We start from the raw sequence: 13,511 nt of genomic DNA, 5'->3' as shown, positions 1-13,511 counted from the left end.
TCATGGCTGAGCTACCACCTTTTCTGCGCGGGCGTGTCCTCGTCGCAGGAGCCGGCGTCTCTGGCCGCGGGTGCGTGGCGATGCTCGCGCGCCTCGGCGTGGGTACCACCGTCGCAGATTCCAATGCCGCGGCCCTAGCGGCCTTGGCGGAAGAGTTTGGCGTGGCTACGGTATCGACCGACGCTCCAGCACCGGGTGAGTATGACCTGGTGGTGACCTCGCCGGGATGGCGGCCCGATTCCGCCCTCTTAGATTCCTTCCAGGCCACCGGCGTGGAGGTCATCGGCGATGTCGAGCTGGCCTACCGCCTCGACCGCGCCGAGGTCTTCGGACCGCAGCGAACCTGGCTCGTTGTCACCGGCACGAACGGCAAGACCACCACCACGGGAATGCTGACCAAAATCATGCAGGCCGATACCGCTCGCACCGGGCTGCGCGCGCAAGCCGTGGGCAATATTGGCGTCTCGCTTTTTGATGCCCTGACCGCCTCCCCGCGGGTCGACATCCTGTGCGCCGAGCTTTCGTCCTTCCAATTGCACTGGTCCAGCGAGCTTCGCCCCGATGTCGGCGTGCTGCTCAACGTGGCCGAAGACCACCTAGATTGGCACGGTTCCTTTGATGCCTATGCGAGCGCCAAAGCCAAGGCCCTGCACGGCACCCGCGCCGTGGTGGGCAAAGACGATGCTGCCGCGGGCCGCTATGCCGCTGGAATCGACGGCGTATACGGCTTTACCGCCGGCGAACCGGCCACTGGTGAGGTAGGGGTGAGCGCCGGGCGCTTGGTCTCCAGGCTGGAAGGCGAGGACGCCTTAGATCTTGCCTCCGCCGAGGGCATCGAGCCGGCGGGCCTTGCGGGTGTCCTCGACGCGGCGGCGGCCGCGAGCGTGGCCCGCTTGGCAGGCGCTAGCCCCGCCGCCATCCAGGAGGGCCTGGCCGCCTATGCGGTGGCCGGCCACCGCGGCGCCGTGGTCCACGAGCACGGCGGGGTGGCCTATATCGATAACTCCAAGGCCACCAACCCACATGCGGCCGATGCCGCCCTAGAAGGCTTCGATTCGGTGGTCTGGGTCGCCGGCGGCCAGCTCAAGGGCGCGGATGTAGATGAGCTCATCGCCACCCACGCCGCGCGGTTGAAGGCGGCGGTGCTGGTGGGCATCGACAAGAGCATCATCGCCGAAGCCCTGGCCCGCCGCGCCCCGCAAACCCCGGTTGAGCTCATCGAGGATACCGATCCGCAGGCGGCAATGAATGCTGCCGTGGGCGCCGCCGAGCAACACGCCGAGGCTGGCGATACCGTCCTCTTGGCGCCGGCTGCGGCATCGTTGGATATGTACACCGGAATGGCCCAACGTGGCGATCTTTTTGCCGCGGCGGCGCGGGATATCGCCCGCGCGCATTAGACCTTTTTCATAATTAGGAGACTTCATGACGGCCACCTCCCCGCAGCGCCCCCGCGCAAAGAGCACGCGCGAGCGGATTAATGACGTGCGCGAACAAGCCCGCCAGCATCCCGGCCTGGATTATCTGCTTTTGCGCCTGATTATCTTCTCGCTCATTGGCATCGGCGTGGTCATGGTCTTTTCCTCGTCCATGGCCACGTCGCTGACAGAAGATGGCGGCGTGTGGAACCAGGCGCTGCGCCAAACCGCCATGGTCATCATCGGCTTGGGCGCGTTTTGGCTCGGCCTGAAGGTTTCCCCGCATACGCTGCGTAAATTTATCCCGTGGCTATTGGCCCTTTCCATTTTGCTGCTCATCGCGGTGCTCATCCCGGGCGTCGGTACCGGCCGCGAGGAGGTGGGTTCCCAGTCGTGGATCTACATTGGCCCGATTTCCCTGCAGCCCTCCGAGCTGGCACGCATCACGGTGGGCATGTTTGGCGCCTCGGTGCTCGCGGATAAGGAACACCATTCCCTCAAGCTCTCGGACCCGTTCATGATGTACTCGCTCATTGCGGGCCTCATGTTCCTGCTCATCGTGGGGCAGGGCGACTTGGGCATGGCCTTGTCTTTTGCCCTCGTCGTGGTCTTCACGCTCTTTTTCGCCGGCGTTAACAGGCGCGTGCCCATCATCATCGGCATCCTCTGTGCGCTGGGCCTGGTCGCCGTCTTCCTCATCGGTGGCTTCCGCTCCCACCGTTTCCACACCTATTTCGATGCCCTCTTTGGCAATATCTCCGATACCCAGGGCACGGGTTTCCAGTCTTACCAGGGCTTTCTCTCGCTTGCCGATGGCGGCTTCTGGGGCGTTGGCCTCGGCCAATCGCGCGCCAAGTGGTTCTACCTGCCAGAAGCCAAGAATGACTTCATCTTCGCCATCGTGGGCGAGGAGCTCGGCCTGTGGGGCGGCGCGCTGGTGATCCTCCTCTTCGCCGCTTTGGGCTACGTGGGGCTGCGCACCGCCACCCGCGCGCAGAACCAGTATCAATCCCTGCTGGCCGCCACGCTAACCATCGGCGTGGTGACCCAGGCGTTTATCAATATCGCCTATGTCGTCGGCTTGCTGCCGGTGACCGGTATTCAGCTGCCGATGATTTCCGCGGGTGGTACGGCCGCGATTATTACGATCGGCTCGATGGGCATCTTGTGCAACGTGGCCCGCCATGAGCCGATGCAGATTTCTGCCATGCAGAACTTCGGGCGCCCGCTATTTGATCGCCTCTTTTTCATCGGCGAGCCGGAGCCGCCGGCGGCGAAGAAGAAATCGCGGGGCCGTCACTCCCAGCCGCAGGGTGCCCGTCCGCGGGTGCGCGACGAGCGCTACGGCCGGCCGGTGACCGGAAGCGGGCGGAGGTATCCGCGCGCCGAGCACCGCCCGAGGCGGTAGGCGCTGGTAGCCTTTAGGCTATGAATTCCACGCCATTTTCCGTCGTCCTTGCAGGTGGCGGCACTGCAGGACATATTGAACCCGCACTTGCCGTCGGTGAAGCTTTACGCGAGCGCTACGGCGCCCGGATTACGGCATTAGGGACCGAAAAGGGGCTGGAAAGCGATATTATTCCCGCCCGCGGCGTGGACCTGCGCCTGATTACCCCCGTGCCGATTCCCCGCAAGGTGAGCACCAACCTGGCCAAGCTCCCCGTCAAGCTTGCGCGGTCCGTCCGCCAGGCGCGCAAGGTTTTAAAGGATGTCGAGGCCGATGTCGTCTTTGGTACCGGTGGTTATGTCTCCGGGCCGGCCTATATCGCGGCAAAGACCTTAGGCATTCCCTTCTATGTCCTCGAGACCAACGCCCTGGCAGGCATGGCCAATAAGCTGGGCGTCAAGCTCGGCGGCATTGGCCTTAATGCCCACGCCAATTCGGGCATGGAGGGCGAGGTCATCGGCATCCCGGTGCGCCCGAGCCTGGCCGCGTCTGCCGCGGATAAGGACGGGAATACCGCCGCGGATGCCCGCACGAAGTGGGATTTGGCGCAGTTGCCCACCATCCTCATTACCGGCGGTTCCCAGGGGGCGGCCAGCATCAACGGCGCCGTGGCGGGTGCTGCGGAGGACCTCACCAAGGACTTCCAGCTGCTGCACGCCTATGGCAAGAAAAACGATCCGCCTAAGCCGCACCCGAACTACGCCGCATTGCCGTACATCGATGACATGGCCGGTGCGCTCGCTGCGGCGGACCTTGTGGTGTGCCGTTCGGGCGCGATGACGGTGGCAGAGGTTTCCGCCGCGGGCCTTCCCGCCATCTACGTCCCGCTGCCGCACGGCAATGGCGAGCAAGCGCTGAACTCGCGCGAATTGGTAGAAGCCGGCGCTGCGGTGCAGATTGCCGATGCCGAATTGGGCGCCGATCGCCTCATCGAAGAGGTCCGCGCCATCCTCGATGATCCAGAGCGCCTGAAATCCATGACGCAGGCCGCCGCCCAGTCTAAGGCGGGGGATGCGGCGAATATCATCGCTGACCGCATCGCCACCCGCGTGCAGGACGCAGAACTGCAGGCAGGAAAGAAGGATAAGTAAATGACCGATCCCGCACAGTACGATCTCAGCCGCGTCCACCTCATCGGCATTGGTGGTTCCGGCATGTCGGGTCTTGCCCGCATCCTCGCCGCCCGCGGCGCCGTCGTGACCGGCTCCGATGTGAAGGACTCCACCCCGGTGGAGGTATTGCGCTCGATGGGCGCCAAGGTAGCCATCGGCCACGCTGCGGACAACCTCAAGCTTTCTGGCGAGCTGCCCACCACCGTCGTGACCTCCTTCGCGGCGATTCCGCAGGATAACCCGGAGCTCGTCGCAGCGCGGGGTAATAATATCCCGCTCATTCGCCGCTCGGATCTGCTCGCCGCGCTGATGGAGGGCCACACCCAGGTGCTGTTGGCCGGCACGCACGGCAAGACCTCGACAACCTCGATGGCCGTCAGCGCCATGCAGCACGCGGGGCTGGATCCCTCCTTTGCCATCGGCGGCCAGCTCAACCGGGCCGGCACCAACGCGCACGGCGGCACAGGCGAGGCCTTCGTTGCCGAGGCCGATGAGTCCGATGCCTCGCTCTTGCGCTATAGCCCCGATATCGCTGTCATCACCAACGCGGAGCCGGACCACCTCGATTACTTCCACTCCGCGGATGCCTATTTCAAGGTCTTTGCGGACTTCGCGGACCTGGTCACCCCGGATACCGGTTACCTCGTCGTGTGCGCGGAGGACGAGCACGCGGCCGAGATCGGTGAGCAGGCGCTCAGCCGCGGCATCAACGTCATCGGCTATGGCGGCGCGGAAAAAGCCCGCACCACCTCCGTTCCGCTCGCCGCGACGCTGACCGCGGAGGAAACCACCGCCGCCGGCATGGCGTGCACCGTGCAGCTTTCCCTGCCCGGCGTGGAGGAATCCGTGAGCTACCAGCTGCAGATTCCCGGCCACCACATGGTGCTCAACTCCATGGCGGCGCTGATCGCCGGCGTGCTATCGGGTGGCGAGCCCAGTACCATCGCGGAGGGGCTTGCGGATTTCAGCGGCGTGCGCCGCCGCTTTGAGTACCGGGGCAGCGTGGACTGGCAGGGCGGCAGCGTCCGCGTCTTTGACGATTATGCCCACCATCCCACCGAGGTCGCCGCGGTGCTGCGGGCCGCGCGCGCCAAGGTCGCGGCCGAGGGCAATGGCGGGCGCGTCATCGCCTGCTTCCAGCCGCACCTGTACTCGCGCACCATGGAATTCGACGCCGAGTTCGCGCAGGCGCTTGCGCTTGCCGATGCCGCCGTTGTACTCGACATCTACGGCGCCCGCGAGCAACCCGTGGAAGGCATTACCTCCCGCATTATCACCAATAAGATGCCGGAGGAGATGGAGGTTATCTTCGAGCCAGACTTTTCCGCCGCAGCCAAGGACGTGGTCTCCATCGCGCAGCCGGGCGATATCATCTTGACTATTGGCGCCGGTTCCATCACCCTCGTGGCCGCGGAAATCCTCGATGAATTGCGGGCCCACTAGTGCGGGTGTCGAAGAAACTCATTTTCGGCATCATCGGCGGCTTGCTCGCCCTCGTGCTGGTGGTGGGAGCCGCGGTATGGGCACTGCCCATCTTCAAGGTGAAAAACTTTGAGGTGGAGGGCGTGCACCAGCTCGATGCCGCCCAGGTACAGGAGGCCGCGGGCGTGCCCGAGGGCGAAAACCTCTTGCGGGTGGACGCGCACGAGGCCGCCAGTGGCGTTGCGAGCCTGGACTGGGCGGATTCGGTGACGGTCTCGCGCGATCTGCCCTCGACCTTGACCATTTCCGTGCAGGAACACAAGCCCGTCGCCTTCGTGAAGCGAGACGACACCACCTACCTCATCGATGACAAGGGCGAGGAATTTACTTCCGCAGAGCCGCCTGAAGGTGCGGTAGAACTTACCGGGGACATCGACAGTGGCTCCTCCGAGGCCCAAGACGCGGTGGCTGCCATTGCCGCACTTTCCGATGACGTGCGCCACCAAGTCGCCACCCTCGAGGTCACCGATTCCTATTCTCTGCAGTTCACTACCAAGGATGATCGCCGCATTTTCTGGGGTGCGAGCGATAAAAATAACGATGATAAGGCCCGCGCCTTCGCCACCATGCTGAAGATGGAGGGCCGAGAATGGAATATTTCTAACCCCGAATTGGTCACTACCCGCGGATAGGGTAGATACCTCGGTGGAGGCTGAGTCAGACCCGAAAATTTCCCTGCCGCGCCGCGCCCGAAGCGTATGCGCTGCAGGGTCTTTTATTTTCTCTTTTAGGTGGTGTCAATGGTGCGGAAGTGGCGGACAAAACCGCAGGCCAGCAACCCTAAAGTGGTACTTGAGAGTCCCGACACGCGTAAAATGAGCATGAAAATTACAGGTGTGTCGTTAAAGATGGAGGGGAACGCGATTCACGCTCGTGAAGCGCATACAATCCTCGTTTAATGCACGTGCAGACTTAAAGTAGCGAAAGGTGAGACCTGCTCACATGATCTCTTCCAACAACAATCTCGCGGATATCAAGGTCGTCGGCGTCGGCGGCGGCGGCGTCAACGCCGTGAACCGCATGATCGAAGAAGGCCTGAAGGGTGTCCAATTCGTCGCCATCAACACCGACTCCCAGGCGCTGATTTTCTCCGATGCCGATACCAAGCTCGACATCGGCCGCGAGGCCACCCGCGGATTGGGTGCTGGCGCCAACCCTGAGGTGGGCAAGACCTCTGCGGAAGACCACAAGTCCGAAATCGAGGATGCCCTGCAGGGCTCCGATATGGTCTTCGTTACCGCCGGAGAGGGTGGCGGCACTGGTACAGGTGCCGCCCCCGTTGTGGCTTCCATTGCGAAGAAGATGGGCGCGCTGACCGTGGGCGTTGTCACCCGCCCCTTCAAGTTCGAGGGCGCGCGCCGTACCCGCCAGGCCATGGCCGGCATCGAGGAGCTGCGCGAGGTTTGCGATACCCTCATCGTTATTCCAAATGACCGCCTGATGCAGCTCGGTGGGGAAGAGCTTTCCATCGTGGAAGCCTTCCGCGCGGCCGATGAGGTTCTGCACAATGGTGTCCAGGGTATTACCAACCTGATCACCATCCCGGGCATGATCAACGTTGACTTTGCTGACGTTCGCTCCGTCATGTCTGATGCCGGCTCCGCGCTGATGGGCATCGGCTCCGCACGGGGCGATAACCGCGCCATGACCGCCGCTGAGCAGGCCATTAACTCGCCGCTATTGGAATCCACGATGGAAGGCGCCAAAGGCGTGCTGCTGTCCATCGCCGGCGGCTCCGACTTGGGCCTGCACGAGGTCAACTCCGCGGCCTCCATGGTCGAAGAGCGTGCCGACGAAGACGTCAACCTCATCTTCGGCACCATCATCGATGACACCTTGGGCGATGAAATCCGCATCACTATCATCGCTACCGGTTTCGACGCCGAGGCCAATGCCGCCCAGGCCGCATCCGCCCAGCGCGCCCCCGAGCAGCGCAAGCCCGGCTCCCTCTTTGATAACCGTGACCGCGAGTCCGGCAACTCCGCCACCCCCGCACCTGCCCAGCCCGCCGCCGATGACTACGCACCGCGCCACTCCTATGAGCCGCGCGCCGGTCAGGGTGGCGTGGAGGACCGCCGCGCTGATGAGCGCCGCGTAGACGATCGTCGCTACGACGACCGCCGTGTGGAAGAACGCCGCCCCGAGGAGCGCCGCACCGAATCCACCGGCCTGTTTACCAACTCCGATCGCTTCCGCGAGGAGCGCCGCGAAGACTACCGCCTGTCCCGGCCAAGCCAGCGCCGCGATGACGATGGCGACGACGATCTCGATGTGCCGTCCTTCATGCGCTAAGCGCAAACCGCTACGCTGGTGTGCATGCCAGTAAACGAGGAACATCGCACCAGCCGCCCCGTCCGCATGGTTTTTACTAGCCGTGCAGGCGGGGCGTCTGTATATCCCTATGAGTCTTTTAATCTCGGCGGTCACGTCGGCGACGATCCCGCCAACGTCGCGGCCAACCGCGAGCGCCTCTTGCGCGTTACCGGGCTCGAGAACATCGTATGGATGGAACAGCTCCACACCAATACGGTCACCGTCATCGACGGCCCGCACGAGTCACCGGTTCCAGCCACGGATGCGGTGGTGACCATGCAACGCCGGCTTGGCCTTGGCGTCCTCGTCGCCGATTGCACTCCCGTGCTGCTTGTCGATGTCCCCGCCGGCGTCATCGCCGCCGCCCACGCCGGCCGGCTCGGTGCCCGCAACGGCATCGTGGTCAATACCGTGCGCGAGATGCAGAAACTTGGCGCTCAGCCGGAGCGAATCCAGGTGGTCATGGGACCCGCCGCATCCGGGAAAAACTACGAGGTGCCAGAAGAAATGGCCAACGATGTCGAACGGCGCCTTCCCGGCTCGAAGTGTAGGACCGCGAAAGGGACGTGGGGCATCGACGTGCGCGCTGGGCTTATCCGCCAATTGATGGGCCTGGGCATTACCAATATCGATTCGGATCCGCGCTGCACCATTGAGGACACGGATTTCTTTTCTTATCGCCGCGAAGGAACCACCGGCCGCCAGGCCGGTGTGATTTGGTTGGAGGCTAATCATGAGTAACCGGAAACAAGAACTGGCAGATAATCTTGCCGTAACGAAGGAACACATCAGCGCCATTGCTGCCGAGCACGACCGCCCATCACCGCAGCTACTGGTCGTGACCAAGTTCCACCCCGCAGAGGATATCGCCCTTCTAGCGGAGCTCGGGGTGGAAGATGTAGCGGAAAACCGCGAGCAAGAAGCCCGGGCAAAGGCGCAGAAACTAGACCAGCTGCGCTTTCACATGATTGGCCAGATTCAAACCAAGAAGGCCAACCACGTCGCGCGGTGGGCCGCCAGCGTGCATTCGGTGGATTCGGTGAAACTGGCCAACGCGCTTGACCGCGGCGTGAGCCTGGCCAAAGAGCGCGGCCAGCGAGAGTCCAACCTCCCGATATTCATTCAGGTTTCTGCCGATGGCGATACCTCCCGCGGTGGAGTAGTCCGCGAGGAGCTGGATGAGGTCATCGAGGCTGTCGAAGCGGCGGAGCACCTAGAATTCGCCGGGCTCATGGTGGTTCCTCCCCTCGATGCCGATGCGCAGGAGGTATTTTCTACGGTGCGCGCAGACGTGGATCGCCTGTCCGAGCGCCTTGGCCGGCAGCTCAAACTATCGGCTGGGATGAGCGCGGATATGGATGCGGCGATTGCCGCGGGGACGGATATTGTGCGTGTCGGAACCAGCATCATGGGAAAGCGCCCAGTAGGTTAAAAATATCGCAAAAGCGCATTTCACAGCGTAAATCACATGAGTCACATCATTTACATTTGCGCGCTTGAACTTGAACAAATTTAGGTCAGAGGGAGACCCAAAAATGTCATTCATTGATAGGACGAAGAATTTCTTCGGGCTTGGTCCGATGGATTTCGAAGAAGACGACGCCTACTACAACGACGAGCCGCGCTACGCGGGCAACGGAGCTGCCACTTCTGCGGCCTACGCCCCGCGCCGCGCCCCGCAGGCTTACGAGCCGGCCCCAGCGCCAGCGCCCGTCGAGGAAAAGTTCGTTCCGACTATCGTGGCAATCTCCCTGACCTCGTTCAACGACGCCGCCAAGGTGGGCGAGCCCTTCCGCGACGGCGATGCAGTGGTCTTTGAGCTTACCGATGCCGAGCGCGGCACCGCCAAGCGCTTCATCGACTTCGCCGCAGGCCTCTGCTTCGGCCTGGAAGGCCGCATGCTCAACCTGTCGAAGGGCATGGACACCCAGCGCAAGGTATTCGCCGTCGTGCCTAAGTCCGCCGATATTGCCAAGCCTGAACTAGAGCGCGCCGCCGGTCTGCGCTAGGTTCGCGGGCTAGGTACAACGACGCACATCCCATTAACCCCCGTACGGTGCGCAATGCGCACGTGCGGGGGACTATTCGATAGGCTGAGTAATCGTGACTGAAATTGGAATTATTCTCATCTTCTTGGTGAGGGTTTATACATGGGTATTGATCGCCCGGATTATTATCGAGATGATCCAATCCTTCTCGCGGCAATTCAACCCGCCGCGCTGGTTTATGATCATCGCTGAGCCCCTTTTCGCCATCACAGATCCGCCGGTCAAGGCGCTGCGCCGGGTCATTCCTCCGCTGCAGATGGGCGGAATCGCGCTGGATGTTTCCGTCCTAGTGCTGTTTTTCATCCTGTCGTTCCTGACGCTTTTCCTGCAGGTAATTTTCTTGTAGGACGACCCCGCATCACCCCGTAACCTGTGGTAGACATTGAGAGTCAGCGTTACGTCCATTATTGTGGACTTTCGGTTACAATAAAATGCGATAATCCGTATCATGAACCACATATAACTTTGTGGGGAAGGTTTAGATAAACTGGAACCGCAGCTCCTAAGGCCCTGGAACCTCCGGGGTTCTATCAACTCGAAGGGGAAGACAAGTCATGCCACTGTCACCAGCTGATGTACACAACGTCGCGTTCAGCAAGCCGCCAATTGGCAAGCGTGGCTACAACGAGGATGAGGTAGATCAGTTCCTCGACCTCGTTGAGGACGCCCTTGCCCAACTGCAGGATGAGAACGAAGACCTGCAGGCGCAGGTGAGCGATCTTAGCTCCGGCGCCAAGGCCGGCGGAGCAGGGGCTGGTGCCGCAGCCGCCGCAACCTCTGGCGCAGATGAAGAAGCTCTGCGCAAGGAGATTGAGGCCAAGCTGCGTGCTGAGTATGAAACCAAGTTGGCAGATTCCAAGTCCGAGGTCTCTCGCGCTAAGGAAGAAACCAAGAAGGCCCAGGAGCAGGTAAAGGCCGCCCAGGCCGAGGCCGCAAAGGCCAAGGAAAGCGGTGCCGATGCCACCGCAGCTGGCGCCACCGCCGCCGCTAATACCGCTGAGCTCAAGGCCGCTCGCGATGAGGCCGCGAAGGCCAAGAAGGAAGCCGAGGAGGCTCGCGCAGAGGCTAAGCAGGCCAAGGAGAAGTTGGAGTCTTCCCAGCGCGAGAACGAGAGCCTGAAGAAGTCCGCTTCCGCCGCTGGTTCCTCCAACTCGGCTGCCTCCAGCGCCGCAGCGGCCGCTGCCGGTGCTGGTGCGGCACAGGGCGCAGATGGCTTGGCTACCCCGGATACGCACATGCAGGCAGCCCGCGTTCTGGGCTTGGCCCAGGAGATGGCGGACCGCCTGACCTCTGAGGCTCGCGCAGAGTCTGAGTCCATGCTGTCTGAGGCCCGCACGGCGGCAGAAAAGCAGCTTTCCGATGCCGACTCCCGTTCCAAGGCACAGCTTGCCGAGGCGCAGAAGAAGTACGACGCTCAGGTGCAGGATGCAGAAGCCCGCTCCAAGAAGCTGGTTTCTGAGGCAGAGTCCAAGGCTCAGCAGACCGAGTCCGATGCTTCCTCTCGCGCCGAGGCCCAGATTCGTCAGGCAGAGGAGAAGGCCGCATCGCTGCAGGCCGATGCCGAGAAGAAGCACACCGAGGTCATGAACACGGTCAAGCAGCAGCAGACCGCCCTGGAGGCGCGCATCTCCGAGCTGCGCACCTTCGAGCGTGAGTACCGCACCCGCTTGAAGACCCTCCTCGAGTCCCAGCTGGAAGAGCTCGAGACCCGCGGAACCGCCGCACCAAACGGCGATGCCGGCAAGAACTAAGTAGCCGGTTGGCAGTAACTAAGTCAAAATAGTTACCCGTAGCGCCCACGACTCTAGGGGAGTGGGCGCTATTGTGGTTTTATCCACCTCGCTATGATTGTTCCCATAGCTACTTTTAACCCCCTCTGAGAGGAACTGACATGCTCGTTGCTGCCCTCGTCCTTGCCCTTGTGGCCTTCGTGGCTTTGGTGATGTATGTCTTAAACACCGCCGATTGGGCGTTGTACCTCGTTTTTATTGCAGCGGGCTCCGGTATCGTGTTGTTTATTATCGATTGGGCGCGCAAGTACCGTGCGGATAATAACGCCCTTGAAGAAGACCTGTCTCAGGGCTGGAAGCAGAACTAGGCCCAGCGCCGTCCAGGATCGCTCAGCCTTGATCCGGCTGGGTCAGGCTGGGGTAGATTCGGCCATGTTCCGTCAGAAGTATTAGCTCCCGCCATTGCGGCATGCCAAAGTAGGCGCACGGCGGCGCCTCGTCTAGCCGGTGGGGTCCAACGCCAGTGCCAGCCGCACTAACCGCACCACCCCAACTGCCCGCACCGCCCGCAATCATTCGCACCATCTGCGGTTTACCGGATCGCGGTTTCCTAGGATCCCTCGGAACCCGCGTCCGGTTCCTGAATCCCGTTCCTGCGGCGGTCTCCTCCGAGGATCCACCACGAACCACGTATAACCTTTATCTAATCTGGGGGATCCCACCGGATAGTTCCATGCCGGCGGACGAGGTGCCCGCGCAGTGGCGGGGCATTGGGGTCATCATCGTTGACCCCGTTGTGGTAGGCGCAGGCTGTGGATAAGTTACCTATGTTGGTCAATCCACCGTGCAACCACGGCTCCAAATGATGAATCTGACATTCGTCAGCGGGCTTATTGCACCGCGGCCACGGACAGATTGGGTTTTCTGCAGCGGCCATCAGGCGTTGTTTCGCATTGGCAAAGCGCTCCGTGCGGTACAGGTTCACCGCTCCCTCATAGGGGCTAATAAGCGTAATCAACCCGCGATCCTTAAGCGCGCGCTCGAGGTACTCGGTGCCGGTAAGCGTAGCGCCATTGGTCATTTGGAGCTGGATTTCCTCGCCATCGCCGTTGATGATGCGCACGTAGTCATCCAGGCTGACCAGGACATTGGTCATCACCGTGGTCTTCACGGCGGAGCCGCCGCCGAAAAAGGTCTGTTCCACCGCCTCGAGCGGCTCCTTGCTGCTCTCTTTTAGCGCGGCATGAAGGTCTGCAATAAGCGTGGAGCGCGCATCGATGGCCAGGGTCCACGACGCGTTCTTGCGGCGAATGATGCGCACCCCAGGCTTGACCTTCTTCTTTTTCGCAGGTAGCTTAGATTTTGCCAGTTTTTCTAGGTCCGCCGTGCCGGCGTTGGTGGTGCAGAGCTGCTCGCGGAGAAGCCAGGCATCGAAAAGCGTGGGCATCTTGCGGGCATACTTTTCGATGATGGACAACGCCACGATGGAATGACCATTGCGCCGGGCACCGTCCATGGCTCGCCGGCGTCGGCCGGTGAATTTGGTGTTTCCGCAATAAGCCTCTTTGAGCAGGATAAGCTCCCGCGCCGTGTGCTCCGGCGCACCATGCGCCCGCAGATCGTCCTCAGACAGGCCAGCGCACCCGGCGACGATATCCATCCCCGGGGCCATAGCTGCTAAGTAATTCTCGAGCGCGGTCATGCTTCATAATCTATGGCCGCGTGCAACCACGTACAACAGGAAAATTTCTACCTGTGGATAACTTTTGTGCACAGCGTTCTTGTGGCGCTATACTGGCGGGCACATGCGATGATCCGGCCATCACCGGGGGAGCAATTCAGAAGAACGGCCATAAGGCTCAGTAGAACTGAACGGGTGGGACCGTTATCTCCTTCACCGAAACGAAGCGGAGCTTTTAGCTCAAGCAGGGTGGTACCGCGAGCCATTGGCCCGTCCCTGC

Annotated in this window: 13 protein-coding genes; 12 read left to right on the top strand and 1 reads right to left on the bottom strand. The window is 62.0% G+C overall.

Going from position 1 to position 13,511, the window contains the following annotated elements:
• Nucleotides 1-2: 2 nt before the first annotated feature.
• The 12 genes from murD to HMPREF1287_RS04460 all read left to right on the top strand — a co-directional run bounded on the left by murD (nt 3) and on the right by HMPREF1287_RS04460 (nt 11,918).
• Entirely contained in the window at nt 3-1,400 is a 1,398-nt protein-coding gene (gene murD / locus HMPREF1287_RS04515) for a UDP-N-acetylmuramoyl-L-alanine--D-glutamate ligase (protein WP_023017233.1), read from the top strand.
• A 25-nt stretch (nt 1,401-1,425) separates the two neighbouring features.
• Nucleotides 1,426-2,826, top strand: a complete 1,401-nt coding sequence (locus HMPREF1287_RS04510) for an FtsW/RodA/SpoVE family cell cycle protein (RefSeq protein WP_023017234.1) — start codon at nt 1,426-1,428, stop codon at nt 2,824-2,826.
• A 20-nt stretch (nt 2,827-2,846) separates the two neighbouring features.
• The gene (gene murG / locus HMPREF1287_RS04505) at nt 2,847-3,956 is read left to right on the top strand and encodes an undecaprenyldiphospho-muramoylpentapeptide beta-N-acetylglucosaminyltransferase (RefSeq protein WP_005283867.1); all 1,110 of its coding nucleotides are present in this window, start codon (nt 2,847-2,849) and stop codon (nt 3,954-3,956) included.
• On the top strand, nt 3,957-5,420 hold the full coding sequence (murC, locus tag HMPREF1287_RS04500) for a UDP-N-acetylmuramate--L-alanine ligase (RefSeq protein ID WP_023017235.1): 1,464 nt from the start codon (nt 3,957-3,959) through the stop codon (nt 5,418-5,420).
• Complete coding sequence (locus tag HMPREF1287_RS04495) at nt 5,420-6,091, top strand: cell division protein FtsQ/DivIB (RefSeq protein ID WP_023017236.1); 672 nt, start codon at nt 5,420-5,422, stop codon at nt 6,089-6,091. The genes murC and HMPREF1287_RS04495 overlap by 1 nt, the downstream gene beginning before the upstream one ends.
• A 310-nt stretch (nt 6,092-6,401) precedes the next feature.
• Entirely contained in the window at nt 6,402-7,751 is a 1,350-nt protein-coding gene (gene ftsZ, locus HMPREF1287_RS04490; RefSeq protein ID WP_023017237.1) for a cell division protein FtsZ, read from the top strand.
• Between the two features lie 24 nt (nt 7,752-7,775).
• Nucleotides 7,776-8,513: a peptidoglycan editing factor PgeF gene (pgeF, locus tag HMPREF1287_RS04485; protein WP_023017238.1), complete on the top strand. Its 738-nt coding sequence runs from the start codon at nt 7,776-7,778 to the stop codon at nt 8,511-8,513.
• Nucleotides 8,506-9,204 (top strand): YggS family pyridoxal phosphate-dependent enzyme, encoded by a 699-nt coding sequence (locus HMPREF1287_RS04480; protein ID WP_023017239.1) that lies wholly within the window; start codon nt 8,506-8,508, stop codon nt 9,202-9,204. Before pgeF ends, HMPREF1287_RS04480 begins: the two co-directional genes overlap by 8 nt.
• Before the next feature lie 103 nt (nt 9,205-9,307).
• Nucleotides 9,308-9,781, top strand: a complete 474-nt coding sequence (locus HMPREF1287_RS04475) for a cell division protein SepF (protein WP_005283848.1) — start codon at nt 9,308-9,310, stop codon at nt 9,779-9,781.
• Nucleotides 9,782-9,875: 94 nt separating this feature from the next.
• On the top strand, nt 9,876-10,166 hold the full coding sequence (locus HMPREF1287_RS04470; RefSeq protein WP_005278444.1) for a YggT family protein: 291 nt from the start codon (nt 9,876-9,878) through the stop codon (nt 10,164-10,166).
• Nucleotides 10,167-10,374: 208 nt separating this feature from the next.
• The gene (locus HMPREF1287_RS04465; protein ID WP_023017240.1) at nt 10,375-11,571 is read left to right on the top strand and encodes a DivIVA domain-containing protein; all 1,197 of its coding nucleotides are present in this window, start codon (nt 10,375-10,377) and stop codon (nt 11,569-11,571) included.
• A 140-nt stretch (nt 11,572-11,711) separates the two neighbouring features.
• The gene (locus HMPREF1287_RS04460) at nt 11,712-11,918 is read left to right on the top strand and encodes a hypothetical protein (protein WP_005278448.1); all 207 of its coding nucleotides are present in this window, start codon (nt 11,712-11,714) and stop codon (nt 11,916-11,918) included.
• A 335-nt stretch (nt 11,919-12,253) separates the two neighbouring features.
• Here the strand turns inward: HMPREF1287_RS04460 and HMPREF1287_RS04455 are convergent, their stop codons facing one another.
• Nucleotides 12,254-13,252: an HNH endonuclease signature motif containing protein gene (locus HMPREF1287_RS04455; protein WP_023018189.1), complete on the bottom strand. Its 999-nt coding sequence runs from the start codon at nt 13,250-13,252 to the stop codon at nt 12,254-12,256.
• Between the last annotated feature and the right edge of the window lie 259 nt (nt 13,253-13,511).

Origin of the sequence: Corynebacterium sp. KPL1986, from assembly GCF_000477975.1 — a bacterium.
In the GTDB taxonomy this organism is placed as follows: Bacteria; Actinomycetota; Actinomycetes; order Mycobacteriales; family Mycobacteriaceae; genus Corynebacterium; species Corynebacterium accolens.
Note: the sequence above shows the minus strand (reverse complement) of the source record. Positions and strands in the feature narration are given on the sequence as shown.

What these genes read in the sequence shown, in the direction of transcription:
- HMPREF1287_RS04510 (WP_023017234.1), top strand. Translation starts at nt 1,426, where the DNA reads ATGACGGCCACCTCCCCGCAGCGCCCCCGCGCAAAGAGCACGCGCGAG.
- HMPREF1287_RS04460 (WP_005278448.1), top strand. Translation starts at nt 11,712, where the DNA reads ATGCTCGTTGCTGCCCTCGTCCTTGCCCTTGTGGCCTTCGTGGCTTTG.
- murG (WP_005283867.1), top strand. Translation starts at nt 2,847, where the DNA reads ATGAATTCCACGCCATTTTCCGTCGTCCTTGCAGGTGGCGGCACTGCA.
- HMPREF1287_RS04475 (WP_005283848.1), top strand. Translation starts at nt 9,308, where the DNA reads ATGTCATTCATTGATAGGACGAAGAATTTCTTCGGGCTTGGTCCGATG.
- HMPREF1287_RS04465 (WP_023017240.1), top strand. Translation starts at nt 10,375, where the DNA reads ATGCCACTGTCACCAGCTGATGTACACAACGTCGCGTTCAGCAAGCCG.
- ftsZ (WP_023017237.1), top strand. Translation starts at nt 6,402, where the DNA reads ATGATCTCTTCCAACAACAATCTCGCGGATATCAAGGTCGTCGGCGTC.
- pgeF (WP_023017238.1), top strand. Translation starts at nt 7,776, where the DNA reads ATGCCAGTAAACGAGGAACATCGCACCAGCCGCCCCGTCCGCATGGTT.
- murD (WP_023017233.1), top strand. Translation starts at nt 3, where the DNA reads ATGGCTGAGCTACCACCTTTTCTGCGCGGGCGTGTCCTCGTCGCAGGA.
- murC (WP_023017235.1), top strand. Translation starts at nt 3,957, where the DNA reads ATGACCGATCCCGCACAGTACGATCTCAGCCGCGTCCACCTCATCGGC.
- HMPREF1287_RS04455 (WP_023018189.1), bottom strand. Translation starts at nt 13,252, where the DNA reads ATGACCGCGCTCGAGAATTACTTAGCAGCTATGGCCCCGGGGATGGAT.
- HMPREF1287_RS04480 (WP_023017239.1), top strand. Translation starts at nt 8,506, where the DNA reads ATGAGTAACCGGAAACAAGAACTGGCAGATAATCTTGCCGTAACGAAG.